This window comes from Lacibacter sp. (assembly GCF_035299325.1).
Classification (GTDB): Bacteria; Bacteroidota; Bacteroidia; order Chitinophagales; family Chitinophagaceae; genus Lacibacter.
In genome coordinates, this window is the sequence record NZ_DATGWT010000004.1 from 1 (window position 1) to 25,859 (window position 25,859).

General features: G+C 40.3%; 25 protein-coding genes and 1 pseudogene. 15 read left to right on the forward strand and 11 right to left on the reverse strand.

Features of this window, described 5'->3' with window-relative positions:
- Positions 1-128 precede the first annotated feature (128 nt).
- From VK159_RS01690 to VK159_RS01725, 8 genes are all read left to right on the forward strand, one after another.
- Positions 129-542, forward strand: coding sequence for a DsrE family protein (locus VK159_RS01690; protein WP_324228403.1), 414 nt, complete (start codon positions 129-131; stop codon positions 540-542).
- A 126-nt stretch (positions 543-668) separates the two neighbouring features.
- The gene (locus VK159_RS01695) at positions 669-1,166 is read left to right on the forward strand and encodes a hypothetical protein (RefSeq protein ID WP_324228404.1); all 498 of its coding nucleotides are present in this window, start codon (positions 669-671) and stop codon (positions 1,164-1,166) included.
- 104 nt (positions 1,167-1,270) lie between these two features.
- Positions 1,271-1,972 carry a hypothetical protein gene (locus VK159_RS01700; RefSeq protein WP_324228405.1) on the forward strand — a complete coding sequence of 234 codons (702 nt, stop codon included), beginning with the start codon at positions 1,271-1,273 and terminating at the stop codon, positions 1,970-1,972.
- Between the two features lie 34 nt (positions 1,973-2,006).
- Positions 2,007-2,228 carry a hypothetical protein gene (locus VK159_RS01705; RefSeq protein WP_324228406.1) on the forward strand — a complete coding sequence of 74 codons (222 nt, stop codon included), beginning with the start codon at positions 2,007-2,009 and terminating at the stop codon, positions 2,226-2,228.
- Between the two features lie 138 nt (positions 2,229-2,366).
- Positions 2,367-3,683, forward strand: a complete 1,317-nt coding sequence (locus tag VK159_RS01710; RefSeq protein WP_324228407.1) for a sugar porter family MFS transporter — start codon at positions 2,367-2,369, stop codon at positions 3,681-3,683.
- A 122-nt stretch (positions 3,684-3,805) separates the two neighbouring features.
- A complete protein-coding gene (locus VK159_RS01715) occupies positions 3,806-4,351 on the forward strand; it encodes a GNAT family N-acetyltransferase (RefSeq protein WP_324228408.1) in 546 nt (181 codons plus the stop codon).
- 57 nt (positions 4,352-4,408) lie between these two features.
- Positions 4,409-5,392, forward strand: a complete 984-nt coding sequence (locus VK159_RS01720) for a bestrophin family protein (protein WP_324228409.1) — start codon at positions 4,409-4,411, stop codon at positions 5,390-5,392.
- Positions 5,393-5,552: 160 nt separating this feature from the next.
- Positions 5,553-6,197, forward strand: a complete 645-nt coding sequence (locus VK159_RS01725; RefSeq protein WP_324228410.1) for a L,D-transpeptidase — start codon at positions 5,553-5,555, stop codon at positions 6,195-6,197.
- A gap of 4 nt (positions 6,198-6,201) precedes the next feature.
- Here VK159_RS01725 and VK159_RS01730 read toward each other — a convergent pair whose 3' ends face one another.
- Positions 6,202-6,699, reverse strand: coding sequence for a hypothetical protein (locus VK159_RS01730; protein ID WP_324228411.1), 498 nt, complete (start codon positions 6,697-6,699; stop codon positions 6,202-6,204).
- 77 nt (positions 6,700-6,776) lie between these two features.
- Positions 6,777-7,274 carry a hypothetical protein gene (locus VK159_RS01735; RefSeq protein WP_324228412.1) on the reverse strand — a complete coding sequence of 166 codons (498 nt, stop codon included), beginning with the start codon at positions 7,272-7,274 and terminating at the stop codon, positions 6,777-6,779.
- Positions 7,275-7,366: 92 nt separating this feature from the next.
- Between VK159_RS01735 and VK159_RS01740 the strand changes: the two genes are divergently transcribed.
- Positions 7,367-8,128 carry a YdcF family protein gene (locus VK159_RS01740; RefSeq protein WP_324228413.1) on the forward strand — a complete coding sequence of 254 codons (762 nt, stop codon included), beginning with the start codon at positions 7,367-7,369 and terminating at the stop codon, positions 8,126-8,128.
- A gap of 159 nt (positions 8,129-8,287) precedes the next feature.
- On the opposite strand, the gene VK159_RS01745 is transcribed toward VK159_RS01740, so the two are convergent.
- The 3 genes from VK159_RS01745 to ribD are packed head-to-tail and all read right to left on the reverse strand — an operon-like array spanning position 8,288 to position 10,881.
- Positions 8,288-8,890: a YigZ family protein gene (locus VK159_RS01745; RefSeq protein WP_324228414.1), complete on the reverse strand. Its 603-nt coding sequence runs from the start codon at positions 8,888-8,890 to the stop codon at positions 8,288-8,290.
- 40 nt (positions 8,891-8,930) lie between these two features.
- Positions 8,931-9,815: a hypothetical protein gene (locus tag VK159_RS01750; protein ID WP_324228415.1), complete on the reverse strand. Its 885-nt coding sequence runs from the start codon at positions 9,813-9,815 to the stop codon at positions 8,931-8,933.
- Between the two features lies 1 nt (position 9,816).
- Positions 9,817-10,881 (reverse strand): bifunctional diaminohydroxyphosphoribosylaminopyrimidine deaminase/5-amino-6-(5-phosphoribosylamino)uracil reductase RibD, encoded by a 1,065-nt coding sequence (ribD, locus tag VK159_RS01755; RefSeq protein ID WP_324228416.1) that lies wholly within the window; start codon positions 10,879-10,881, stop codon positions 9,817-9,819.
- A gap of 49 nt (positions 10,882-10,930) precedes the next feature.
- Here ribD and prmC point away from each other — a divergent pair, with 49 nt between their 5' ends.
- Entirely contained in the window at positions 10,931-11,794 is an 864-nt protein-coding gene (prmC, locus tag VK159_RS01760) for a peptide chain release factor N(5)-glutamine methyltransferase (protein ID WP_324228417.1), read from the forward strand.
- 67 nt (positions 11,795-11,861) lie between these two features.
- Here the strand turns inward: prmC and VK159_RS01765 are convergent, their stop codons facing one another.
- The gene (locus VK159_RS01765) at positions 11,862-12,275 is read right to left on the reverse strand and encodes a biopolymer transporter ExbD (protein ID WP_324228418.1); all 414 of its coding nucleotides are present in this window, start codon (positions 12,273-12,275) and stop codon (positions 11,862-11,864) included.
- Between the two features lie 12 nt (positions 12,276-12,287).
- Positions 12,288-12,986, reverse strand: a complete 699-nt coding sequence (locus VK159_RS01770) for a MotA/TolQ/ExbB proton channel family protein (RefSeq protein WP_324228419.1) — start codon at positions 12,984-12,986, stop codon at positions 12,288-12,290.
- A gap of 422 nt (positions 12,987-13,408) precedes the next feature.
- On the opposite strand from VK159_RS01770, the gene lpdA reads away from it, so the two are divergent.
- A complete protein-coding gene (lpdA, locus tag VK159_RS01775; RefSeq protein WP_324228420.1) occupies positions 13,409-14,815 on the forward strand; it encodes a dihydrolipoyl dehydrogenase in 1,407 nt (468 codons plus the stop codon).
- A 71-nt stretch (positions 14,816-14,886) separates the two neighbouring features.
- Here lpdA and VK159_RS01780 read toward each other — a convergent pair whose 3' ends face one another.
- Entirely contained in the window at positions 14,887-16,674 is a 1,788-nt protein-coding gene (locus VK159_RS01780) for a hypothetical protein (RefSeq protein WP_324228421.1), read from the reverse strand.
- A 253-nt stretch (positions 16,675-16,927) separates the two neighbouring features.
- Between VK159_RS01780 and VK159_RS01785 the strand changes: the two genes are divergently transcribed.
- Complete coding sequence (locus tag VK159_RS01785; RefSeq protein WP_324228422.1) at positions 16,928-17,752, forward strand: ion transporter; 825 nt, start codon at positions 16,928-16,930, stop codon at positions 17,750-17,752.
- A 48-nt stretch (positions 17,753-17,800) separates the two neighbouring features.
- Entirely contained in the window at positions 17,801-19,036 is a 1,236-nt protein-coding gene (locus tag VK159_RS01790) for an MFS transporter (protein WP_324228423.1), read from the forward strand.
- A 10-nt stretch (positions 19,037-19,046) separates the two neighbouring features.
- Here the strand turns inward: VK159_RS01790 and VK159_RS01795 are convergent, their stop codons facing one another.
- Both VK159_RS01795 and VK159_RS01800 read right to left on the reverse strand, forming a co-directional pair.
- Positions 19,047-19,982 carry a Brp/Blh family beta-carotene 15,15'-dioxygenase gene (locus VK159_RS01795; RefSeq protein WP_324228424.1) on the reverse strand — a complete coding sequence of 312 codons (936 nt, stop codon included), beginning with the start codon at positions 19,980-19,982 and terminating at the stop codon, positions 19,047-19,049.
- A 90-nt stretch (positions 19,983-20,072) separates the two neighbouring features.
- Positions 20,073-20,812 (reverse strand): annotated as a pseudogene (locus VK159_RS01800) (bacteriorhodopsin).
- 436 nt (positions 20,813-21,248) lie between these two features.
- Between VK159_RS01800 and VK159_RS01805 the strand changes: the two are divergent.
- Positions 21,249-22,817 carry a M20/M25/M40 family metallo-hydrolase gene (locus tag VK159_RS01805; protein WP_324228426.1) on the forward strand — a complete coding sequence of 523 codons (1,569 nt, stop codon included), beginning with the start codon at positions 21,249-21,251 and terminating at the stop codon, positions 22,815-22,817.
- Positions 22,818-22,905: 88 nt separating this feature from the next.
- Here the strand turns inward: VK159_RS01805 and VK159_RS01810 are convergent, their stop codons facing one another.
- The gene (locus VK159_RS01810; RefSeq protein ID WP_324228427.1) at positions 22,906-24,927 is read right to left on the reverse strand and encodes a T9SS type A sorting domain-containing protein; all 2,022 of its coding nucleotides are present in this window, start codon (positions 24,925-24,927) and stop codon (positions 22,906-22,908) included.
- 432 nt (positions 24,928-25,359) lie between these two features.
- Here VK159_RS01810 and VK159_RS01815 point away from each other — a divergent pair, with 432 nt between their 5' ends.
- Positions 25,360-25,857, forward strand: a complete 498-nt coding sequence (locus VK159_RS01815; protein ID WP_324228428.1) for a dCMP deaminase family protein — start codon at positions 25,360-25,362, stop codon at positions 25,855-25,857.
- The last annotated feature ends 2 nt before the right edge of the window (positions 25,858-25,859 follow it).

The following is a 25,859-nucleotide window of genomic DNA, read 5'->3' on the forward strand; positions in this document are numbered from 1 at the left end:
TTTGTTGCATTAACTATTGCTACAACATTTATGCAACTTCCAATGCAACAGACAGCAACAGCCGTTTTGGCCAATACTTGACATAGCTTCCGGAAATTCGTACCTTCTGCTTCCTAAACAAACAGTTTATGAAAAAGATATTCCTCTTTCTTCTGCTGTGCCTTGGCGCAGCCCAACTATCTGCCCAAAACAAACCATACAACGTCGTTTTTGATATCACCACTGCCGATGCAGACGTACATGCACGTGTTGTGCGTTGGATAAATGCAATCAACGAAGCCAACCCTAATGCAAAAGTAGTAGTGGTGTTTTATGGCAAATCGCTGAACATGGTTTCAAAAGAAAAATCAACAGTAGCAGATGGTATGCAAAAGATCATAGCAGGGAAAAAAGCAACCTTCAGCGTTTGTGAAGTAGCTATGAAAGTACACAACATCAACAAAGTGGATCTGCTTTCGGGTGTAGAAACCGTTCCCGATGGCATTTACGAACTGGTAAAAAAACAGGCCGAAGGTTACGGGTATATTAAAGTGGTAAATTGATGTACTTGATAAAACCTGTTACAAATAAAAAATGGCCACGATGTGCAGGCCATTTTCCTTTCATCCAAATGGTAAAGCAAGACAACATGAATCAGCTAACTTAATGTCCCTTAATCACCAACTGCTATGCGTACATTATTTACTGCAAAGCTTTTAATTGCAGGTATTGTTGTCGGCACACTGGATATTGCTGCTGCCATGCTTCAATTCTATCTAAAAACAGAAAAAGATCCGTTCATTGTGTTGAAATTTATTGCCAGCGGCGTGTTTGGCAGTGCCGCCATGAAAAGCGGTGCCGATATGATCGCATGGGGATTTTTGTTTCATTATATTATTGCTATGAGTTTTACTGTTTTCTTTTTTTGGCTTTGCAGCAGGCGCCCTGCTCTGTTACAAAACCGTTTGCTTACAGGAATCGGCTATGGCGTTTTCACCTGGGCTGTAATGCGTTTTGTTGTAGTTCCCTTATCAGCCACCGCTAAGCAGCCTTCAACTTTAAGCGGAACATTCATGGCAATTCTTATCCTTGTTGTTTGTGTTGGTATTCCGTTGGCATATATGGCAGCAGCGTTTCGAAAACAGAAAGCATACTTTTCTAACACTAACATGCAATCGGGCAAGTAATGCAAAAAAGCTGTGACTTTTACTTCATCTGAAAGTTTGATTATGTAGAAAGTGCTTTTTACTTTAGTGATGAAAACAAGCCGGCTGACACTATGAAATGTTGCATGTCACAAAAGTTACTCCTGCTTTCTGTTATTACCATTACTGTTTTGCAATCTGCCGTTTCGCAGGAAACTTTTACAGCAAACAATACGGCAAAACCAAACAATGACAGCTTATGGTACTTTCATCCATTCTCTATTGATTTACTTGCAGGCGTTTGGTTCCCCGCAGGAAAGCTGTCGCAATACTATCACCCTTCAGCACAATTCGGAGGAAGCCTAGGTATTATGATCACACGAAAAATGAGGCTGCAATTCTGGATTATGCCAAGATTATTACAACCGGCAAAACCAATAGGCATCATGGTGAATGATTCAATTATCTACAACAGTAAGAAAAATTCGGGAGCTAGTTTAGGGGGGTGGATTTCTCGTACAGTTTATCAAAACAAGCGAATGAGTGCTGAGTTGATTTCAGGTATAACCTGGGAAGATATCGGTACAAATGTTGAAAACCCGAATCGCAGAAATAAGTATGATTCATTATTGTCGATATCATCTGTAGGAATGTCATTTGGTGTGAACAGCTGGATTAATACATTTAAGAAACTTAATTTTGGAGTCAGGGCTGTCTATACATATTCAACCTATGACAAATCAAAAAATCTTGCTCAACCGATAGGAGGAAGTTCTATGACAGTTTCTCTTGTGTACAGATTTCCAAAGAGGCGCCCGTCATACAAGGAATATTATACACTCAAGTAATCATCGTTTTTAAAAGCTGACTAAAAAACGCAACATGTTCAAATCAAAAACATCCTATCTCATCGCCGGCATCATTATGCTGGCATTCTCTATTTACTTATTGATTTATGTCTCTACACATTGGAGCAGTCTGATGCAAAACAACCGGCTGCTGCTATTCACCCGTATGATTTTAGGCGCTCTTTTCACTTACAAAACCATCGATTATTTTATTGAATGGCGCAACTGGGGCAAACCCGATACAGAAGCAGAATAGAAGCAGTAGCTTGTATCTGCAGTAAACAAATCTCCAAACATCAAACGTTTGCAAAAACGATCATGCGCTCAATTTCAACAGAAAGATTATTTTCACAGTAACCTCTGGTAAGCATCTTATGCCTAAACCACGATTGTTATGCAAACAAACAAATTACTTCTCTGGTCGCTCACCGTTGCGTTGAGCGGTTTCTTATTTGGGTTAGATGTTGCTGTTATCTCCGGTGCCGAACAAAAAATTCAGCAGCTCTGGCAATTGAGCGATGCCATGCATGGTCTTGCCATTGCCACTGCTCTTTACGGCACTGTCATTGGTGCCTTGTTCGGCGGCATGATTGCCGATAAATTCGGCCGCAAACGCTCATTGTTCTGGATCGGATTATTATTCCTTGTTTCATCACTGGGCTCTGCAATGGCGCAGGATATATATGTGTTCATGATCTTTCGTGTACTGGGGGGTTTCAGTATTGGTGCATCCTCAGTTGTATCACCATTATACATTTCTGAAATTGCACCGCCGAAGAAAAGAGGATTCCTGGTGGCGTTGTTTCAATTCAATATTGTGTTTGGTATTCTTATTGCCTATGTATCGAATTATTTACTCGGTGCAACCGCCGAAAATGACTGGCGCTGGATGCTGGGTATTGTGGCCATTCCTTCTCTCTTCTTCACCATATTAACGTTGTTGATTTCTGAAAGTCCACGTTGGCTGGTGTTGCATAAAGGCGATTATACCAAAGCAAAGGATGTATTGAATCAGATCGATCCATCAACTGCTGAACAAACCTTAAAAGCGATCGTTGAATCAAAACACGGCGAACGGAAAACAAAAACAAATTTCTTTTCAAAACAATTCCGCTGGCCCATCTTACTTGCATTTCTGTTAGCATTCTTCAACCAGGCATCGGGTATTAATGCCATCATCTACTATGCACCACGTGTGTTTGAAATGACGGGGCTTGGCACATCGTCAGCTCTGCTCTCATCTACCGGTATAGGTTTGGTGAATTTAATTTTCACCATGATCGGACTTTCACTCATCGATCGGTTTGGCCGCAAGTTGCTGATGTACATCGGTTCTATTGGTTATATTATTTCATTGGGCCTGATGGCATATGCATTTCACAACGATCAATATCCCGGTATGCAGTTTTTTGTATTCATGTTCATTGCAGCACATGCAGTTGGGCAAGGTGCAGTGATCTGGGTTTTTATTTCAGAGATATTCCCGAACGAAGTAAGGGCAAGTGGCCAATCGTTTGGCAGCCTTACCCATTGGGTATTTGCTGCAATTATTGCCAATGCCTTCCCTTGGTTTGCCGGCAAATATGGCGGCGCACCTATCTTTCTTTTCTTTTGTGTGATGATGATTTTGCAATTACTCTACGTTCGTTTTATGATGCCCGAAACAAAGGGAGTTGCATTGGAGGATATGGAAACAAGAATAATTCACTAACGTGAAACCGATCACAATAGAATTACGTAAATTATTAAACACAAACCATGAAAACATCAGTACGATTGAATAAAAATCAGCAACCATTTTTGTCAAGACCTGTGCAGTACTGATAATGTAAAATGATGACAGCTTTAACCAAACAAAACAAGCCCGTTACACTCAGGCAACTATCGGGTAACGATCTTGATCGCCTGCTTGTTTATCTCCATCAACTAAGCCCGGCCACGGTCAGGCGTTTTCAGCCACACTCGTTTCATAAGGAAGAAGTGATAAATTTTTACCATCATCATGAGCATGAAGCGTGGGTAGCAGTTGATCCTTCATCTGAAACCATTATCGCTTATACCGTTCTGAAAAAAGGTTACCTGCATCATGATTATCCACGTTTGCAACAATATGGTGTAGATATTTCGTATGACCATTGTTATACAATTGCACCATCCGTAACGGATGAATGGCAGAGCACAGGTGTTGGTCAATTACTTTTTAATAACGTGATCGCAGAAATGAAGAACAGGGATGTTAAACAACTCATTCTCTGGGGTGGTGTGCAAACCGATAATTATAAAGCCGTTCGCTTTTATCAAAAGAACGGATTTCGTTCATTGGGTCATTTCCAGTATAATGGTTTAAATGAAGATATGCTCCTGCAGCTTATTGATTAGTTTGCAACAACTGCATCCATTTTCTTCTTATTTTCAGTTTCAAATCATCAACCACATATGCACGCAGGTCGTCAGTATTCACTGAAAGAATTTCTTATCTGGACAAGAAATGAAATATTCAGACTGTTTATTATTTCGGCAATTCCTACTGCACTTTATCAGTTATTCGATTGGCATTGGCTGGCAATTCCGTGGGTGCCGATTGCTATGATTGGCACAGCTGCAGCTTTTATTGCCGGCTTCCGCAATACACAAACTTATAGCCGTTTGTGGGAAGCAAGACAGATCTACGGTTCAATCGTAAACCAAAGCCGAGCATGGGGAATGATGGTGAAAGATTTTATTAAAGATGAAACTGCACACAAACCACTTATTTACCGGCATATTGCATGGTTAACAGCACTTCGGTTTCAATTGCGTGAAACAAGAACTTGGGAGAATACACAAAAAAGATACAATGTCGAGTACAAACGTTTTTATATTATTCCTGAATGGCAAAGCAAAAAGGAAGATGAGCTGAAACCCTTTTTGAGTGATGAAGATCTGCAGCATTGCCTGCAAAAGAAAAACTGCGCCACACATCTCATTAAACTGCAATCAACACATTTAAAAGAGTTACACGAAAAAGGACAGCTTGATACCCTTTATCATATTGAGCTTGAAAATATGCTGGTGAATTTATATGAACAGCAAGGCAAATGTGAGCGCATTAAAAACTTCCCTTACCCACGACAATTTGCATCGATCAATTTATTTTTCATTCGCCTGTTTACCTTTATTGTACCGTTTGGTTTATTGAATGAATTTCAAAAACTGGGCGATGTGTATGTGTGGCTAAATATTCCCTTCAGCTTAATTGTGGCCTGGGTATTCATGAGTCTTGAACGTGTAGGCGAAGCCACCGAAAATCCGTTTGAAGGAAGCGCCAACGATGTGCCGATCACAGCATTGAGCCGCACCATTGAAATTGATCTGCGTGAAATGCTCAACGAAAAAGAACTGCCACCGCCCGTAACTCCGGTAAATAACATATTGATGTAAGTAAAGCTACGAGGTTGTTTTTCCCATTTTTCAACAGGCTTTCCCTATTTGCATTTTTGTATGCAATAAGACATTATTTTACATCGTTATTTTATTGATCCCCTACCCTTCGTCTGCACAGTAAAACCGTTTCAACTGCTTTATTTAAATCAAATATGCTATGAAACTTTTTACAACATTATTACTGCTTGTTACAGTGCTTTCAATGGCCTGTTCAACCAATTCAAATCCCGTAAGCTCGGTTCCGGAAACATCAACAGCAACACCGGTTGCATATAAACCCATCGTTACATCAACTACTAAAGCTGACAAATCCGGTATCCGTCCAATGCAAAAATATTACCGGCCTACAGGTACAACCAGCGGACCGGTTCGCATTATCATTGATAAATCTGATTTTGAATTGCGTGTGTACGACAGCAAAGGATTACTGGCTGCTTACCCGGTTGTATTTGGCTTGAAACCTTTGGAAGATAAATTTATGCAGGGCGACAGACGAACACCGGAAGGATCATTCAAAATTGCATACAGCAAAGAACATCAGCTATGGCGCAAAATGTTGATGCTGGATTATCCAACAACAGAAAGCCTCATCAAATATAAACTCCGTAAAAAAGACGGGCTTATACCGGCAAATGCAAGTATTGGTAATGGCATAGGCATACACGGTGTGGAAAGGGGGAACGATTATTTTATTGATCGCTACTACAACTGGACCAACGGATGTATTTCACTCAAGAATACACATATTGATGATCTTGCACGTTATGCAAAGGCAGGCACTATTGTTACGATTCAGAAATAAATATTTAGTTGATATTGCACAGATCAATTTCATCCATTGACTTGGTGCTGAGGATCACTTTATTGATAACATCTTTCATGTTATAATAAACGATCATGATGCCGAAAGCCATTTGATAAGCTTCCCAATTGGCATCTTTCATTTTAGGATTGCCAAAACGCACAAACAGATCATCACGCTTTGCACCTAATACGGGCACAGTGAATTTTCCTTTGAATGCATCGGTGATCACGACATAGTCACGCTGAATATAAAAGCAAATGCCTTTGTCATCGTAATACACACCGCCACCACAGCCCGATTCATTTCCTTCCTTATCAGCCGAAGTAAAGCAAGGGAGTTTAACTTTAATCTGTTCAGGATCAGCATTTGGTTTCACCTCATTGATCCAGCCTTTGTACACATCAACGGTAATAACGCCGCAATCGGGTTTTGTTTTCAATTGAGCGGTAGCCATCATCGTGGCGAATAACATTGCAAACAGGAGAAAAGCATATTTCATAGTAACTAATTTAGGAAATGCTGCAAATCTCCTGTATAAGTTTCAATTGAACAAATGAAGCTTTACGGTAATAAGGGTTAATTGGTAGTGCAAAGGTCTATATCGTCGGTTGTTTTTGTACTGATGATCACTTTGTTTACCACACCCTTTGCATTGTAATAAACGATCATGATACCGTAAGACATTTGATAGGCTTCCCAGTTTGCGTCTTTCAATTTTGGATTTCCGAATCGTGTAAATAATCCGCCCTTTTTAACACCCATTACAGGTGCAGTAAATTTTCCTTTGAATTTTTCGTTGATTACAATGTAATCACGTTGGGTATAAAAACGAATGCCTTTGTCATCCAGGTAAACACCTCCGCCACAGGTGGAGGAAGGCCCTTCTTTTTCAGCGGAAGTAAAACAAGGAAGTTTTGCTTTCATTTGTTCGGGATCGGCATTGGGTTTGGTTTCGTTGATCCAGCCTTTATACACATCAACGGTTAATACGCCACAATCCGGCTTCACTTTTAATTGCGCTGATGTGGCGAAGCCTGCAATCAGCAAGACAAGCAGAAGAGAAATCTGTTTCATAAAATATTTTTCTTAACTGCTGCAAAATCCCTGCTAGAGTTTGTTTTCACCGGCTTTCTTTGCCGGCAACAGGAAATTTTTATCTTCACGCCATGTTTTTTCTGTTATCGAAACTCCTGTCCATTTTTATTTCGCCCTTTAACTGGCTGCTCATTTTTGTCCTGATTACTTTTTTTACAAAAGATCAGCAACGGAAACGTCGCAGGATTATCTTTTGCTTTGCATGGTTCCTGCTTTTTTCCAATCCTTACCTCATTCATAAACTTTCACTCAGCTGGCAGGCCAAACAAAAAATAATGACAAGCAGCGAACAATACCCAGTGGGTATTTTGCTGGCAGGTTTTGTTTCGTTTGAATTTAAAAGCAAACAAGGTTTTTATGGCGGTGCCAGCGATCGTTATATACAAGCTGTTCGCTTATACAAACTAGGGCATATCAAAAAAATATTGATCACCGGTGGCAGCGGCAGTGTGTTACGACAGGAATATAAAGAAGCAGATTTTGTAAAAGAAGAATTGTTGCTGATGGGTGTTGCGAAAGAAGATATCCTGAGCGATAACCAAAGCCGTAATACCTATGAGAATGCCGTGTATTCTAAAAAGCTGCTTGATTCATTGCAGCTGAAAGGACCTTACTTACTTATTACTTCGGCCATGCACATGAAACGTTCGCAACAGGTGTTTACCAAAGTTGGATTGAACACGGTTGCTTATCCCTGCAACTTTACATCGATTAACAATCCACAGCTATTCTGGGAATCTGTTACACCTTCGCATCATGCATTCCAGGGATGGGATAACTATTTGAAAGAAGTGGTGGGGTTGCTGGTGTATAAGATGACGGGAAAAGCATAGGAAGGTACAAGGTATAAGGTCCAGGGAATACAAAATCCAAAAAACAAAAGCCAAAGGCCAAGAAAAAACAAAAAAGAGCACGCTATACTCATAACCCTTAACTCACAACTCTTAACTTCACAACTTAGAACCTACGACTTAGAACCTACGACTTAACACTTACAACTTTCTTACTTCCACCGTATGCATCTCCCCTAACTTAAACAACACTTCTTCTAACCTGTTCTTGGGAATACTGATCTCCACATCACAAAACAGATTTGTTTCCTGCTTTACCACAGTACAGTTGTATTGTTTTACAATCATCATCACATCATTCATGCGTGTATAATCAAAATGTAATTGATAATTCACTTCAATTTGTTTTTGAATGATGGGCGTTGTTTGCAAAGCCAAAGATGTAACTGTTTTGTATGCATTGATCAATCCGGGTACACCTAACAATGTGCCGCCAAAGTATCGCACCACAACCACCAGCACATTGCAAAGCTGCTTGCTGTCTATCTGGCCCAGAATGGGTCGGCCTGCACTCCCTGATGGTTCGCCATCATCACTCACACGAAATGTATTACCATCAACGCCCAACCGATACGCAAAACAATGATGCACTGCTTTTGGATGTTCTTCCTTCAGCAATTTCATCTTTGCTTTAAAATCATCTACCGAAGTTAGCGGGTAAGCATAGGCCAAAAAACGACTGCCCCGGTCCTTAAACTCAGCTACAACAGGTTGGGCAATGGTATAATAAAATTCTTCGTTCATTTTTTTGAATAAGCAATTAGCAATAGACAATATGCAATCGTCAACCATAAGCGATCAAAGCAATGGCTGCGATGGACAATACAATTCCCATCCAGTTAAGTTTGGTCAATTTTTCTTTGAACATAAAAAATGCCGCCACCGTACTGAATAACACAATGCCCATATTATTGATGGGGATGATGGCAGAACTGTTTCCTGCAAATGCTTTTAACACTCCCATGAGGCACCAGATCGAAAAATAATTCGGTATACCAATGATGACGCCTGCAACAACAGCTTTTGGTTCAAATTTTATGCGTCCTGTTGTAAACAGGAAAATTAAACTGATGATACCAATAGATGCAGCGGCTGCAAACGCACTGATGAGATAAGCATTTTGATTTGCTTCGCTGATATACGTTGTTTCAACATATTTGATCATGGTATCGAGCAAACCGCTTGCAACAAATAAAATCACCGGCAAAAGAAAATATGCTGTCTTAACTACTTTACCGGATGGTTCAACATGTCCGGGTGCTGGCCAGCAGGTAAGCACTACTGCAATCAGTGCTGCAACTACCCCAACTATTTTAAAAATTGTGGCTTCTTCGTTATACAGGTAAATGGAAAAGAGAAAAGGTATTACCAGCGATAATTTATTCCCCACAGATGCAACAGCCACGCCCATCGTTTGTGCTGTTTTTGCAATGACGTTGAACAGCGAAATAAAGATGGTTCCCATCAACATGGCCCAACGAAACCACTCTTCACCCATGATTTCATTGTTGATTGGGAATGCACCATTCACAAATGAGCCGGTAATAACACAGGTGATATAATTAAACACAATTGCCTGGAATGTATTGATGCCAAACTTCTCAACAAGCTTAAACGACAATGTTAGCCATGAGCTGAATACAATACTACCGAGCAAAAGTAAAAGCATATTATGATGAGTGATGAGTAATGAGTGATGAGTGTTTCCAGTACACAATACGATCTGTACCGATCATTTGTTCAGCGGCTTGTATTGCGCTGGTCAGTTGTGGCGCTGCTAATCCATCATCGACAGTTAATTGTTCGTTGGCAATAATTCTTGCTTCATCCCACAAACCGGCAGCAATAAAACTTTGCAGCAATTGGGCACCACCTTCTACAATTACACTATTGAACTTGAATTGATATAATGTATTTAATAAAGCAGGAACGGTTTCGGCATCTGGCAACTGATAGTATCGCACATTTCCTTCTTCACTATTTTTTATTGAATTAAAAATGATTGTTCTTGCTTCATCATTAAACAGTTTTAAAGTATTCGGTAACCGCAATTGTTTATCCAGCACCAACCGAACAGGTTGTTTGCCGGGCCAGTAACGGTTGGTGAGTTGCGGATCATCAACCAAAGCAGTGTTTGTTCCAACAAGTATGGAAGCTTCTTCACTGCGCCATTGATGAACCAATCGATTGGTCATTTCATTGCTGATCAATAATCGCTCTGATGACCGGGAAGCGATCATCCCGTTCTTTGTTTGCGCCCACTTGAGAATTACATAAGGCCGATGCTGTTGGTGAAATGTAAAGAAGCGTTTGTTTAGATCAATACATTCGTCGTTCAACACATCAACGATCACTTCCACTCCTGCTGCTTTCAGTTTTTCAATCCCTTTGCCATTTACTTCCTTGAAAGGGTCACGACAACCGATCACCACTTTCGGAATTTTGTGTTTGATGATGAGATCGCTGCAAGGAGGTGTTTTGCCAAAATGGGCACAAGGTTCAAGCGAAACATATAAGGTAGATTGCTGAAATTTATCAATCTGGCCGTTTTGAACAGCCTCATTTATACAATTTACCTCCGCATGGGCTTCGCCATACTGTTGATGCCATCCTTCGCCGATGATCCCGCTATCATACACCAACACTGCACCAACCATGGGATTTGGCGCAACCGAACCTGCGCCTCTACGGGCAAGTTCAATACAGCGCTGCATATATTGTTCGTGGGTGGTCATTGTAAGGCTGCAAAAATAGCGGTTTCGGAAGAAGCAGGTAGATTTGCGTATGACTTGGCAGGAACAATATCAACACTTACGGGAAGCATTAACTGCTGCACATGAACCATCTGAAGCAGAAGCTATGGCTGCATTGGTTGTTGAACACGTAGGTAAAAAGAAGTTGCATCACCTCAAACAAGAGTATATCTCAGCTGAAGAAACCCAACAGATCGATCGTATTCTGCAGCAACTCCTCACCCATCGTCCTTTGCAATACGTATTGAACGAAGCTTGGTTCTATGGGTTGAAGTTTGAAGTAAATGAAAGTGTGTTAATACCCCGACCGGAAACCGAAGAGTTGGTGGATTGGATCGTTAAGGATGTACGAGGCAGGAAGTACGATGTACGAAGTGAAGCCCTCCCACTCACCATTCTCGATATTGGCACCGGCAGCGGATGCATCCCCATCGCTCTCAAAAAAAATCTTCCGGAAACCGAAGTATCAGCCATTGATGTTTGCAGCGATGCGTTGTACACAGCAACAACCAATGCGGTGAACAATGAAAAAGAGATCAAGTTTCAATTGCTTGATTTTTTGGATGAAAGCAATTGGAGTGAATTAAGTAAATACGATATCATCGTCAGCAATCCGCCTTACATCAAAACAACAGAAGCAAATACCATGAGCAAACACGTGCTGGAGTTTGAACCGCACAAAGCATTGTTTGTTCCTGATGAAGATGCGTTGTTGTTTTACCGAAAGATCGCAGACTTTGCATTACAACATCTGCAACCGAACGGTGCAGTTTATGTGGAGATCAATCAGCAGTTGGGAAAAGAAACGGTTGACTTATTTCAGCAAAAAGGATTTGCGGTTGAGTTGAAAAAAGATATGAGTGGGAATGAAAGAATCGTGAAAGCAAGCCGGTAGATATTAGTAGTTAGTCGTTAGTAAAGCACCTACTAACTACTATCGGCTAATGGCTATCTACTTTCCTTTACTGCACTCCTTTCTTATCAACACTCATCACCGCCTTCACACCTAAACGATCGGCAGCACGCAGCACCGCTGCAAAACTTTCAATAGTGGCATTACGATCTGCATTGATGACAATACTCACCTCTTCACCACTGTTACGTTTAGCGCTTATCATTTGTGCAAGTGTTGTATCCATCAACAATGGATCAACAGGTTTGGAGCCAACATAAAAATGATTGGTGGCATCAATGGTTACTACCACCGTTTGCTTACTGCGGGTATTGCTTTTGGCTTTGGGCAATGATGCTTTCCGCACATTGGGATTGGCCAGTGTAGATACGATCAAGAAAAACATCAGCAGGATGAACAGGATATCGTTCAACGCATCTGTAAACACCTCCGATGATTCTGCTCTTTTCTTTCTGAGATTCATGCGTGAGTTGGTTTAACGGGTTGGTTCCTGCAATACATCAAGGAAATCGGCAGCTGACGCTTCCATTTTATTCAATGCTTTCTCCACCTGCGTATGCAGAATGTTATGGCACAGGTAAGCGATCAAACCGATCACCAGACCACTGATGGATGTGATCAGTTTTGTATAAATACCGCCGGCAATGGTACTCAATTCATATTCGCCGGTAGCGTTGATATTAAAGAAGAGCTGCATCAAACCAACCAGTGTCCCAACGAAACCAAAGATGGGTGCCACTTTAGAGATCACGGAAAGGATGTTGACATTACGTTCCAGTTTATACATTTCAAGCTGGGCCACGTTCTCCATACTGTTCTCAATAGAATCGATGGGCTTGCCAATGCGTTGCAGGCCTTTATCGATGATTCGTCCAACAGGGTTTTGTGTGTTACGGGCAAAGTTGCGGGCCGCTGTTACATTTCCACTAAGGATATTATCACGGATGATGTTCATAAAATTACCATCCACTTCAGTGGCTTTTTTAATAGCCAGCCAGCGTTCAACAAACACATACACGGTGGCAATGCTCAACAATAACAAAGGGATCATGATCCAACCGGCCTGCATCAGCAGATCGATGAGATGCATTTCTTTTTTGGGTACCACTTGTGTTGTTGCTGCATTGGTTAAGGTATCAACTGCATTCTGAACCTGGAGAAGAAAGAAATTCATATCTATTCAATGGTTTTAGTAATTGTCACATTCCTACAAGGTTGCGACGGTCAAATGTAAATCTTGCAAAGCATCTAAACGTGCGCTTTCATTGTTTATTTTCCACAGTCAAATATGCGTCCATGTTTTAACGATTTGTGTTAGAGGAAAGCTAAAAGACAGCCGGTAACCGGTAGTAGATAGTCATTAGCCTCAACAAATTGAAAAAATAAATCATCTCTAAAAGACAGGCGATAGTGGTTAGTGGATATAAGCACGTGGCAAAGCCACTCTCGGGCTCTACTATCTACAACCGGCTATCTACTACCGACTAACTACTATCGGCTGGTAGCTTCTTCCCTTTTGCTATTTCCCCCACTTCAACTACCTTCGCAGCCGATAATTTTCAAATTACTGCATTTTCAAATTTTCAAATTCTTTGTATGGCATACGATGTAATTGTTCTTGGTAGTGGCCCTGGTGGTTATCCTGCTGCTATCCGTGCTTCACAGCTTGGTCTTAAGGTTGCAATTGTTGAAAAAGAAAGCCTTGGTGGCGTTTGTTTAAACTGGGGTTGTATCCCAACCAAAGCCTTATTGAAGAGTGCCCAGGTATATGAATACATGAAACATAGTGCCGATTATGGCATTTCTGCCACCGATGTTAAACACGATTTTGGCGGGGTTGTAAAACGGAGCCGTGGTGTTGCTGATAAGATGAGCAAGGGTGTTACCTTTTTGATGAAGAAGAACAAGATCGATGTGATCATGGGTTACGGAAAAGTTGCCGGCAAAGGTAAACTGGAAGTAACTGCTGCCGATGGAAGTAAACAAACAGTTGAAGCTAAATATATCGTTATCGCAACAGGTGGCCGTAGCCGTGTGTTGCCTTCAATGCCGCAGGATGGTAAAAAGATCATTGGCTACCGTGAAGCAATGGTGTTGCCAACTCAACCAAAATCAATGATCGTGGTGGGTAGTGGTGCTATTGGTGTTGAATTTGCCGATTTCTACAACAGCATGGGTACGAAAATTACCATTGTTGAATTTATGCCACGTGTAGTGCCTGTTGAAGATGAAGATATATCGAAAGAACTCGAAAAACAGTTCAAGAAGAAAGGCATTGCTATTATGACCAGTGCTGAAGTAACAAAAGTTGATACGTCAGGTGCAGGTGTAAAAGCGACCGTGAAAACTGCTGCAGGTGAACAAGTACTTGAAGCTGATATTTTATTAAGTGCTGCAGGTGTTGTTGCCAACATTGAAAATATTGGTTTGGAAGAAAACGGCATCAAAACTGAAAAAGGAAGAATTGTTGTTGATAAATATGGTGCAACATCAGTACCCGGTATTTATGCAATTGGTGATGTGGCTCCCGGCCAGGCACTTGCACACGTTGCAAGTAAAGAAGGCATCAATGCTGCCGAGCATATTGCTTATATGGAAAAGAAATACAACCACGCTCCTGAAGCAATGGATTATAACAACATTCCTGGTTGTACCTATTGTACGCCTGAAATTGCATCTGTAGGTTATACAGAGAAAGCAGCGAAGGAAGCCGGTTACGAAGTAAAAGTTGGTAAGTTCCCTTTCATGGCGAGCGGTAAAGCAAGTGCTGCAGGCAACACCGATGGTTTTGTGAAAGTGATCTTCGATGCAAAATATGGTGAGTTCCTTGGTGCACACATGATCGGTGCCGGTGTAACTGAGTTAATTGCTGAAGTGGTTGTTGCAAGAAAACTGGAAACAACTTATCATGAAATATTGAATGGCGTACACCCTCACCCAACTATGAGCGAAGCGTTGAAAGAAGCAACGGCTGCTGCTTATGGTGAGGCGATTGATATTTAACTTGAAATTACTCTAAAAGATAAAAAGCCTTGCTGTTTTCAGCAAGGCTTTTGTTTTCCGGAGATATTGAATTAACACAATAAACCATTTAACTCATCTTCTGTTGCCTGTAGGGCTGCATCAAACTCTTCTCTCCCACCTATAGCTACACCCTTAAGGTTTCTGTAATACTGAATGCCTTCACGCAGATTATTGCAGAAAGAAGTAATGTATTTTTTCTTTTTAGCATCTTGTTCAATTGCTGCGCTATCTGCCAATTGCTCACGCAAGTAGTTCATGTATAAATTCAGCTCCGCAATAAACATGTGCGGCCTGCTTTTATTTTCCATAATATTTTCACGGCCGTAGATATGATCGGTCATGGTTTGCAATGAAACCACTTTGGAAAAATTGGCAATGTTGGGTCCGGGACAAATCGTTACGGCTTCCAGTTTCTTTACAAACGTCTGCTGATAGTTTAGAGCAGCAGAGTTGCTGAGACCAACGCATAAACATTCTTTATCCAGCACTTCCTGCACTTGCTTTTCGTATTCGTGTTTTGGAAGTTCGAGTGATTGCAGTTGTTCAAGTTTCAGTTTCTGGTATTTTTTAGAAGCAGTACAGATGGGTTCTTTTGTAAACTCTGTATTAAACGCCAGATGTTTTTCAGTGCAAGGGCTGCCGGGATTTCCTTTGCTGATCCTTGCTGCTTTTTCTTTAGCCGAACTTGTTCCTTTGAGATAATGAAAACGAACACCTAACGGTGAGTTGTTACTCAGCACCACATCATTTTCTTTTGCTGCACATAAGAGTTGCAGAGTTTCATCATCAACAGTTGTGGCCTCGGGCACTAACAAAAATGGTGTACCCCAACCAGTGCTTTCAATACCATATTGCGTGTGCAGAAATTCATCTTCTTCATGCGTACCTATTCCACCCTGCACGGAATAAACAATTGCAGGTGCTGTATCAAAACTGCGGTTATTCTTTTTCTGTTGCGCCGCATTATAAATTTCGAATAACGAATCAGTAAGCTCTTGTTTTTTGTTTTTAAATTCTTCAAGAATCGGTCCAAGCAAATAACCTTCTGTTGCAAATGCATGTCCTCCGCAATTCAAACCCGATTCAATTCTGAACTCACTTACCCAAATACCTTTTTTCGCTAGATATTTTCCCTGTATCAATGCAGAGCGGTAATCACTTACCTTTACAACCACTTTCTTTGTAAACACACCTTCTTCATTTGCATCAAGCTCTTTGCAATGTTCCAGATAGTTGTATAAACGTGGGTTCATTCCTGCAGAAAAGATCACCGAAGAATTGCTGAGATTACTTTTTACAAATCCACGTAGTGCAGCTACAGCGTCCGATCCATCTTCTACCAATGTTCCTTCTTTAGTGAATGTTTCTCTGTCAACTTTGGTCATGATGTTTACATCAATCGTACCCGGAACGATCTGCGAACGCAGATAACTTTCGATCTTTTCTTTTTCCGGCTGATCACTCATCTTCATCATCTGCCGGTATAGTTGTTTTAACGCACTATCCTCCGGCAACATTTCAAAATACTTGATGATCTCCGAGCCTTTTTCAAAAGCTGCTGTTTTTAATTTCTCCACCTGCTCCTGCACAATTACGTTTACAAGGTTGAGATAATCGGCAATTCGCTTTGCCCTGTAATCTTCTTCATGTATTGCAATAGGTTGATAAGGAAGATTTGCTGTTTGATAATAATGGCTACGCATCATTTCGATCAACCGGTCTTCCACAATGGAAATAACGGATGAAATGCCAAAGCGTGCAACTTTTATGGGGCTGTCAACAGTGTATGCCAATCCCATAACGGGAATATGAAACCTGTGCGGAGAAGAATAATTCATGATTTGAAGTAAACAGACGAAAACCGGCCTGGTAATTTTGGATAGTGATGAATAAATAGTGGTTCTATTTGACCAACTTTTTGCTGCCGCAAAAGTATTCTGTATCGATACTAAAAAGGGGTTGGAACAACTGACAGGAAACTCAACAAAAGATGATCTTCGTCAGCTCAACAATAAACAGTGACCCCATTGTGCATACATTCATGCAGAAATTTGACAGATATCATGTGCTCACTAATTAATAAATTGCAGAATGGCTTTACTTTCTAACCGGGTACGTCAAAAATTGCACACGATCATTTTCGAAAGCAATACCAAGGCAGGTAAGGCTTTTGATGTTGGGCTGTTGATCGCCATCATTGTCAGTATATTTATTGTGATGCTCGACAGTATAGCATCACTGCACATAAAGTATGGCCGCATCTTTCTTATAATGGAATGGTTTTTCACGATTCTGTTTTCATTGGAATACCTGTTGCGGTTACTTACACTGGAAAAGCCATTAAAATATGCGTTGAGTTTTATTGGATTGATCGACATCCTGGCTATCCTTCCATCTTTTTTAAGTTTGGTTATTGCCGGCACGCAATCGCTCATGGTTTTAAGAGCTTTAAGATTACTCCGCATCTTCCGCATATTTAAACTCACGCATTTCCTTGGTGAGATACGTTTTCTCCGTTATGCCATCCGTGCAAGTATGAATAAGATCACCATCTTTATGCTGGTGGTATTTACAGTTGTGATTATTCTAGGCTCCATGATGTACCTCATTGAAAATGGACAGAATGGATTCAACAGCATACCCGATAGTATCTACTGGGCCATTGTTACCATCACCACTGTTGGTTATGGCGACATTTCACCGGTAACGCCATTAGGTAAACTCTTTGCCAGCCTCATTATGTTTATTGGCTATGCAATTATTGCCGTGCCAACGGGTATTGTTACTTCTGAAATGACGGCTGCCATGCGTCGTAAAAAAGAACAACATGAAAGCTGTCCTGCATGCGGACGGGAAGGACATGATGTGGATGCCAATTATTGCAAACATTGCGGGCATGAACTTAGCAACGAGTAAGTCAATTTACTCAGAATAATTTTATCTTCCGTTCCTAATCACGCTTGCATGCAACCTAAACAATACGGCATTTTCTCCCTCCCTGTTATCGTTGGAGCTTTAGGATTCTTTGTTGACATTTATGATCTGCTGCTGTTTAATATTACCCGGCGTTCCAGTCTTACTGATCTCGGTGTTCCCGAAAACGAGTTGAAAAACATTGGTGAAAATTTATTGAGTTGGCAAATGCTCGGCTTAACCATCGGTGGAATTCTTTGGGGAATACTGGGCGATAAGAAAGGAAGAAAAAGTGTGCTCTTCAGTTCTATCCTATTGTATTCACTCGCAACGGTTGCAAATGGATTTGTTACTGACGTTGAGCAATACCGTTGGATCCGTTTTATTGCCGCATTAGGCCTTGCTGGCGAATTAGGTGCCAGCATTACCTTAACCAGTGAACTGTTGCCAAAAGAAAAAAGAGGTATTGCGGCTGCTATTATTGCAACAAGTGGCGTGTTTGGCACCATCACTGCTTATTTTATTCATTACCTGAGTGATGAGAACTGGCGCCTTTGTTATTTCATTGGTGGAGGTATGGGGCTTGCGCTTTTATTTCTACGGGTTGGATTTCTTGAAAGCCACATGTTTGCTGCTGTGAAAAGAGACAACACTCCACGAGGCAATTTCATAATGCTTTTAAATAATAAAGAACGTTTTGTGCGTTACCTGCGAGCCATTACCATTGGCTTACCTGTTTGGTATATCATCGGCATTATCATCAGTTTTTCTGATGAGTTTGCCAAGCAATTTGGCATAGCGGGTTTTGATCAACCAAAAGCATTGATGCTGCAATATGTGGCATTAGTATTTGGCGATATGGGTGCAGGTCTTTTAAGCAACTACTTGAAAAGCCGGAAGAAAACATTATACATTTTTTACGGCATTACTGCTTTCTTTATTCTGCTGTTTTTTGTATTCAGAGGCGGTGGCAATGCCTTTAACATGTACCTCATCTGCATGGGGCTTGGCTTTGGTTCAGGCATTTCCGTTTTGTACATTACCATGAGCGCAGAGCAGTTTGGTACTAACCTGCGTTCAACTGTTGCAGTATCAGTTCCCAATCTTGTACGTGGTTTTCTACCGTTGATGTTGCTGCTGTTCCAGTTTCTGCGAAGTAATATTGTATTCAATAACTACATAACAGGTGCATGGGTTACAGGCATCATCATTCTTGCTATTGGTATTTACTCCGTTATTAAAACAAAAGAAACCTTTGCAAAAGATTTGGACTTTGTGGAATTGTAATTGTAAACTGTTACAACCCATGCTGCCTATCAAGTCGTAAACGGTTGTACATATCATGCATGATCTGCATATGCGGTGCCGTAAGCACTGCAAGACCAAGAAATACATACACCAGAATGGTATTGGTATTCACAAACATAAAACCACCAAAACCCACCATACTTACTCCGGCCATTGCAAGACCACTATAAAAAACAATCTGTTTCAAAATCACACCCGGTGCATATACATTGTTACGCCTGAGATAAATAACTATGTTGGTGAGTGATAAAACCGAATGCCACACAATAAAATAAAACGTAAACCCAATCAGCATAGGCAGATGAAACAGCAACAATAATAAAACAGCCAGCTGCAAAAGGAAATAGCCGGAATCAGTTTGATCATTAGCTGTACTGGAGAAATAAAAAAAGGTACTTGCAAAAAAGAACACGGCGCAAATTGACAAAAGCAGATACTTTTTACTGTCAATAAAACTAATCAGGTTTTCATTTTCACGGCCCGATTCAAAAAATGCAAACAAAGATTTCAGTTCGTGAAAGTGCTGTAACAAAATAACGCCGAGTATGAGCAGGCCATAACTGAATACAAATAATTTTCCTGCAATAGTATTTGTTTTGAAACGATGCAAATCGGTTTCGCCAAAATGATAAGCTGCAAAGGCAATAAACAGAAAATTTCCTATTACTGGTAAAAACCATAAAATGGCAGCAAACATTCCCAAACGCCCGACATAGGTAAACAGGAAAGAAAATTTAGAAAAATTCCTTTTTGCATGATCGGCTGTTTGGTTGGCAACTAATAAGTCTGCAGCTCCATGAGGAACACCAAGCAAAACAATTCCCACTAAAAAAATAACAAACTGCGTTTGTGTTGAAAGTGGCGAAATATAAGCATGAAAAATCAGCAACAACAGCCCGACCAACAGTAATAGAATCCTTATCATAAATTTCCGTTTAGTAGAAATAAAACAATCACTGTCACGAAGTAAAAAGAAACGGGAGTAAAGAATTACTCTACTCCCGTTTTCAATTCATCAAGACTGTGCGCTTGAAGATTTATCACTCTGTGCGAGTGCGTATATAACTAAGCCAAATCCGATTTTGTTGATGGCATCACCAATGTTATATACAACATCAAGTGACAATCCCTCTAACACTCTCACACCAAACAAACCGCCTTCTGTTCCCGCAATATATCCAATCGGATAAATTGCCCAGCCTACCAATACAAACCAGGCAAGCGTTTTATTTGCTTTTGCAACCGCGGCACCTGAATTGTTTGCAAGCTTTGCAACATCACCAAACCAAATGAGATACACAATGTAGAAGTAAGCAAGACCACTTACAAAGCCCCATATCCAGCTTTGCTTTTCAGTAGGATAAATGGCTTCACCAATGTAACCAGTAACGAGCATGAACACAGAAGCAGCAATCAATTTCCATAACAAACTCATTTTTGCACCTGCCTTCTTTGTAATGAGATAAAACTCAACACACATCAAAGGCACGGTTAACAGCCAGTCAACATAACGGAAGAATGTTGGTGATTGACCCGTAGCAGATTGTAATCCCGCATGTAGTAATAGTGTACTGCAGCGATAAACGTAATAAGGCCGGATACCAGAATGGATGTTCTCCATTTCTTTTCGGTATTCCACATTTCGAAAAAGAAAAAAACAGAGGCAGCAAGCATTGCCATACATCCGATAAAGAAAGTAAAGGCAACATAATTGTCATTCGAGATCGGAAGGATCTCAAGGAGTGTGTAATACATCTTCTATATGGTTTTATGGTTTAAAAAAAAGACGCAGTTATAAAAAAACAGAATCGTTTTTGTTTAAGCGATCTGAACGAATAATTAAACACTGGTTTTGTTTGAATTGTTCGACCTGAGGTTCGGCAATGGAGTAATGCAGAAAATAAAACGCCGAAAAAATGAATGCAAATTTTCCTTATGTGAACTTTAGCGGTTTTTTATTTGCTTTGAACTTAAACAGATTTCAATCACTGTGATAGTTTAGTATCAAAAAAACAGCATCACCCTCAACAAATATTTTTTTTGATTTTTCTTAAAAAAGTTTCAATCGCACTCCGCTAATCAGTGGTTTATGCCATTTCATGAATTAAAACAACACATATCACTCATCTTTCTTAAGTTGCTAACTAAACTATCCTCATCAAAAGATATCTTTAACCTTAAACCAAATAACATGAGAAAATTCTTGCTTTTCACAGGCTTGCTCTTCAGCGCATTTTCTGTATTTGCCCAGGAAGAAAAAACTGATCTTGACATCATCAACAAGATTATCAAAGAAGGCACAACCAATTCACAGATCATGAATATTGCTTTTCATCTTACTGATGTAAGCGGTCCACGTTTGACCAATTCACCCGGTTATTTCCGTGCAGCAAATTATGCTGTGAGCCAGTTGAAAAAATGGGGTGCTGACAAAGCAGGACTTGAAGCATGGGGCGATTTTGGCCAGGGCTGGCAATTGAAGAAAAGTTATATCGCTATGACAGCTCCTTATTACAAACCCATTATGGCTTATCCCAAAACATGGACACAAAGCACAAAAGGTTTGGTGAAAGCAGATGTTGTTGTGATCAATGTAAAAGATTCAACTGAGCTACTGCAATACAAAGGAAAACTTGCCGGCAAAGTTGTATTGGTCAATCGTGTTGATGAATACAAACACAGTTTTAAACCTGATGCAAATCGTTATACAGATGATGAGTTGAAAAAAATGGCTGAGTTTAAACCCAATCCGCAACCACAAGGTCCTGGTGGAAATCAGCAAAACTTTGCACGCTTTGGAGCTGCACAACGTTTAAACACACTCATTAAACAACTGATCACGGAAGAAGGTGCTGCTGCTTATTTAACCAGTAGCCCTGCTTCACACGATGGAACAATTTTCGTACAAGGCCCTGCAGGCAACCGTGTTGATTTCACTAATGGCAAACCTTCAATTCTTGAAATTGCCGTTTCGTATGAAGATATTAAAACCATCAACCGTTTGGTGAATATGGGCACAACAGTTTCATTAGATCTCGATGTACAATCGGAGTTTACAGGAAACGATGTAAAAGGTTACAATGTAATTGGTGAAATAAAAGGTACTGATCCAAAATTGAAAGATGAAGTGGTGATGCTGGGTGCACATCTCGATAGCTGGCAAGGTTCAACCGGCGCAACCGATAATGCAAGCGGCTGTGCAGTTATGCTGGAGGTAATGCGCATTTTCAAAACATTAAACCTTCAACCAAAACGTACTATTCGTATCGCATTGTGGAGTGGCGAAGAACAAGGTTTACTTGGTTCACGTGGATGGATCAAAAACAATGTTGGCGATCGTGTAACAAAAGAAGTAAAACCTGAACAGGGAAAAATTTCTGCTTACTACAATATTGATAACGGAACAGGAAAGATCAGAGGCGTGTATTTAGAAGGCAACACGGCCGTACAACCGATTTTTGCAAAGTGGCTGGAACCATTTCATAGTGCTGGTGCTTCTACCCTCACGTTGCAAAACACCGGCGGTACTGATCATATTTCATTTAATGAATTAGGCATTCCTGGTTTTCAGTTTATCCAGGATGAGATCGAGTACGATACACGTACACATCACACAACCATGGACAGCTACGATCACCTGGTTCCCGATGATCTGAAACAAATGGCAACCATCGTTGCTACGTTTGTATACAACACAGCACAACGTGCCGAGAAATTACCAAGAAAAGAAATGCCGAAACCGGCACCAACAAGACAATAAGAGCGCATCTATAAAAAAGAACAGCCTTGTTTTCACAAGGCTGTTCTTTTTTAACCAAATCAAACTATCAACTTACAACTGAAACAGATCAGAGTTTTACAAACTTGTGCATCTTAGCAACTGCACCATCCTTTTGCTGCACTTTCAAATAATAAGCACCGGGCTTAAGCGTGCTGATGTTCATATTAAGGTTGTTACCTGAAAAACTTGTTTGCTGTAATACTGCACCCGATATATCGTAAATAACTGCCTGCGCATTTTTTACTTCAGTGCCGGTGTACAAATTCAATTCATGTTGAGCAGGGTTAGGATAAAAACTCAATTCGGTAGTTGACTGTTTAGTCTTAACTAAAATTGAAGAAGAGTAAGCAATTGAATGATCTTTCTTCATTATTCTAATTCTGTAATTGTATCCTGCAGCCTGCACTGAAAGAATGTCTTCAATTGAGTAAACAGTTTTGTTCATATCAGCATTCATTTCTGTTACCGTTACATAGGCAGCATTATTAATACTTCGTTCAACAACAAACCTGCTGGCTGAAGAAAGCATTTCATCCTCCACTTTCCAGCTAACAATTGCTTTATTACCACGGGTGTTTGCGTTGATCTCAATTTTAGCATCAGGCAGAATAGAACAACTGCCGGATGTGTAAACTACCTGGATAGTATCAACTGCATAAACTTCGCATCCACTGAATAAACGTTGAGCAACATAATAAATACCGGGACCACTAATGTCGATTGTTGTACCAGTTGCAGGGTTGGTTGAAATACTGCCATTGGGTGTACTCCACTCGTAAAGGGATGAACTAACCGGGTTATTCACAAAAAGTGTACTTACAGGATTGTTCGGACACAATGCCGGAAAATTAGAAGATGCAGCAACAGTTGAAGCAGCAGGTAATGCACCAAAATCATAAGGGCCCATAAAATCCTGCAGGTTTGAGGTAAATGATGCAGATGATCTTGATTTGAAGAAAACAGAATTAAATAAAGGCGAGCATTGCCCCATACCCAAAGATGTGTACAATGAAGGGTCTAAACCAATACGGGTTAAATTAATTCCAGTTTCTACTAATTGAAGCTGATTAAAATTTTGAGACCATATTCGCTGTGTATTTGTTGCATTAAAAGTCGTTGCACCCCATGGCGTAGCATAAGTAGTATCGATAAGTTCTACGCCACTGTAGTTTGAAGTGCCTGCGCCAAAGGCAGTTGTATTTGCATTTGAAACAATTTGAGCATAGCCATAGCTACCGCCCGACGGCATATCGAAATTTCCATTGAAATTGAAAAAAGCAGGGTTTACTGTGCTGTGCGTTGTTGCAGAAACCCATATCCTGATATCGAGTACAGGTGCAGAACCAGGGCTGAATGTTGCTGAAATGATCAGGTCACCTGTTTGAATTATTTGACCGCTGGCATTGAATTTCCATTCTGAATGTCCACCTTCTGTACCACCAGTACTGAATAAGCCTGTTGTACTGTTATAAACACATGATTTTTTGAAAAGCTCAATATCGTAATAACGTGTGCCTAACACACCAAGAGTGCTTATTGCAAAGTTCATCCATAAAGAATCACTTGGTGAACTTCCATCTCTACGAATATGTGCAAAGCCATCAATCAGATCATTTTTACCCGGGATAGTTTGTGTACCTACATTCCAGTTCGTATTTGGGTTACCGGCGTTTTTAGCGGCATTACCAAACGTAGTACTGTCATAAGACATGTTCAATGAATCGATGTTGCTGCCTATATAATCTCTGACATACAAGCCATCAACCCATATTCGGCCATTAACAACCGTATTATTCACCACATTCATTCTGCGGCTGAAGGAAATATTATTACCCGCCATTAACCTTGTTCTGAAAAAAGATGCGCCGGTTGTGTCAATTACACCTTTACCGGTACCCGAATATGACGTTGGCAAAAACCAATCATCATTATTGTAAGCAGCGAGTGTAGTGGTACCAAATTTTGCGTAACCGACTTTTGTATCGGCATCAATCGTAAAATTGGCGAGTGTTCCACCATTTGATAATTGAGCATTAACACATGTAATGTTAATAGCAAAAAGGATAATTACGGATAAAAAATGTTTCATAAGTACAGATTAGAATTACTGAATTTGGCCGTGTTGATACGATGAACCTGAAGTTGTTTTACGATTTTTCCTTACGTAATCCACAACTTTTCAATTTGTTCATTTTAACCGAACCCCGTAAATACTTATGAAACTGAATAAGAGAAAACTCTGAGGAAATATTCATTTTCATTGGGATTGGATAGATACAAACACTTACTAATTCGATGTAAAACTAGTAAAATTCGGTTTTTTGTAAATAGACAAATTACTTGGTAATTTTACGATTCACATGTAAGTAATTGTTTTGCTTAAGTTTATTGAAGAAAATAAATTGAAATTGAGATGGATCTGTGGCGACATAATAGCCACAACCCCGGTTTGTAAAATGAATTACGTTTCAGATTAACTTCACAGCAAACATAATCTTCCTCAAAATCTACAGAGCCAAAAATGAGTAAACGAACTAACTATATATCCTGGGATGAATATTTTATGGGCGTTGCCCTTCTTTCTGCCAAGCGAAGTAAAGATCCGGCGACACAGGTAGGTGCCTGTATTGTCAACAATAAAAACAAAATTGTTGGAGCTGGTTATAATGGTTTACCTGCCGGTTGCGACGACAATGAATTCCCATGGGATAAGCAGGGAGATTTTCTGCAAACAAAATATCCTTATGTATGTCATGCGGAGCTGAATGCTATTCTCAATAACATTGGTATGGATCTGCACGGTTGCAGAATTTATACAGCTTTGTTTCCATGTAATGAATGTGCGAAAGCAATTATACAGTCAGGCATTACAGAAGTAATTTATCTGTCAGATAAATATAATGGCAGCGATACTTCACTGGCATCAAGGCGCATGCTTGATACTGCAGGCGTTCAGTACCGTAAAGTTGAAGCGCATATAAAAAAAATTGAATTGTCGTTTGAAGAGAAAGATGTATAATT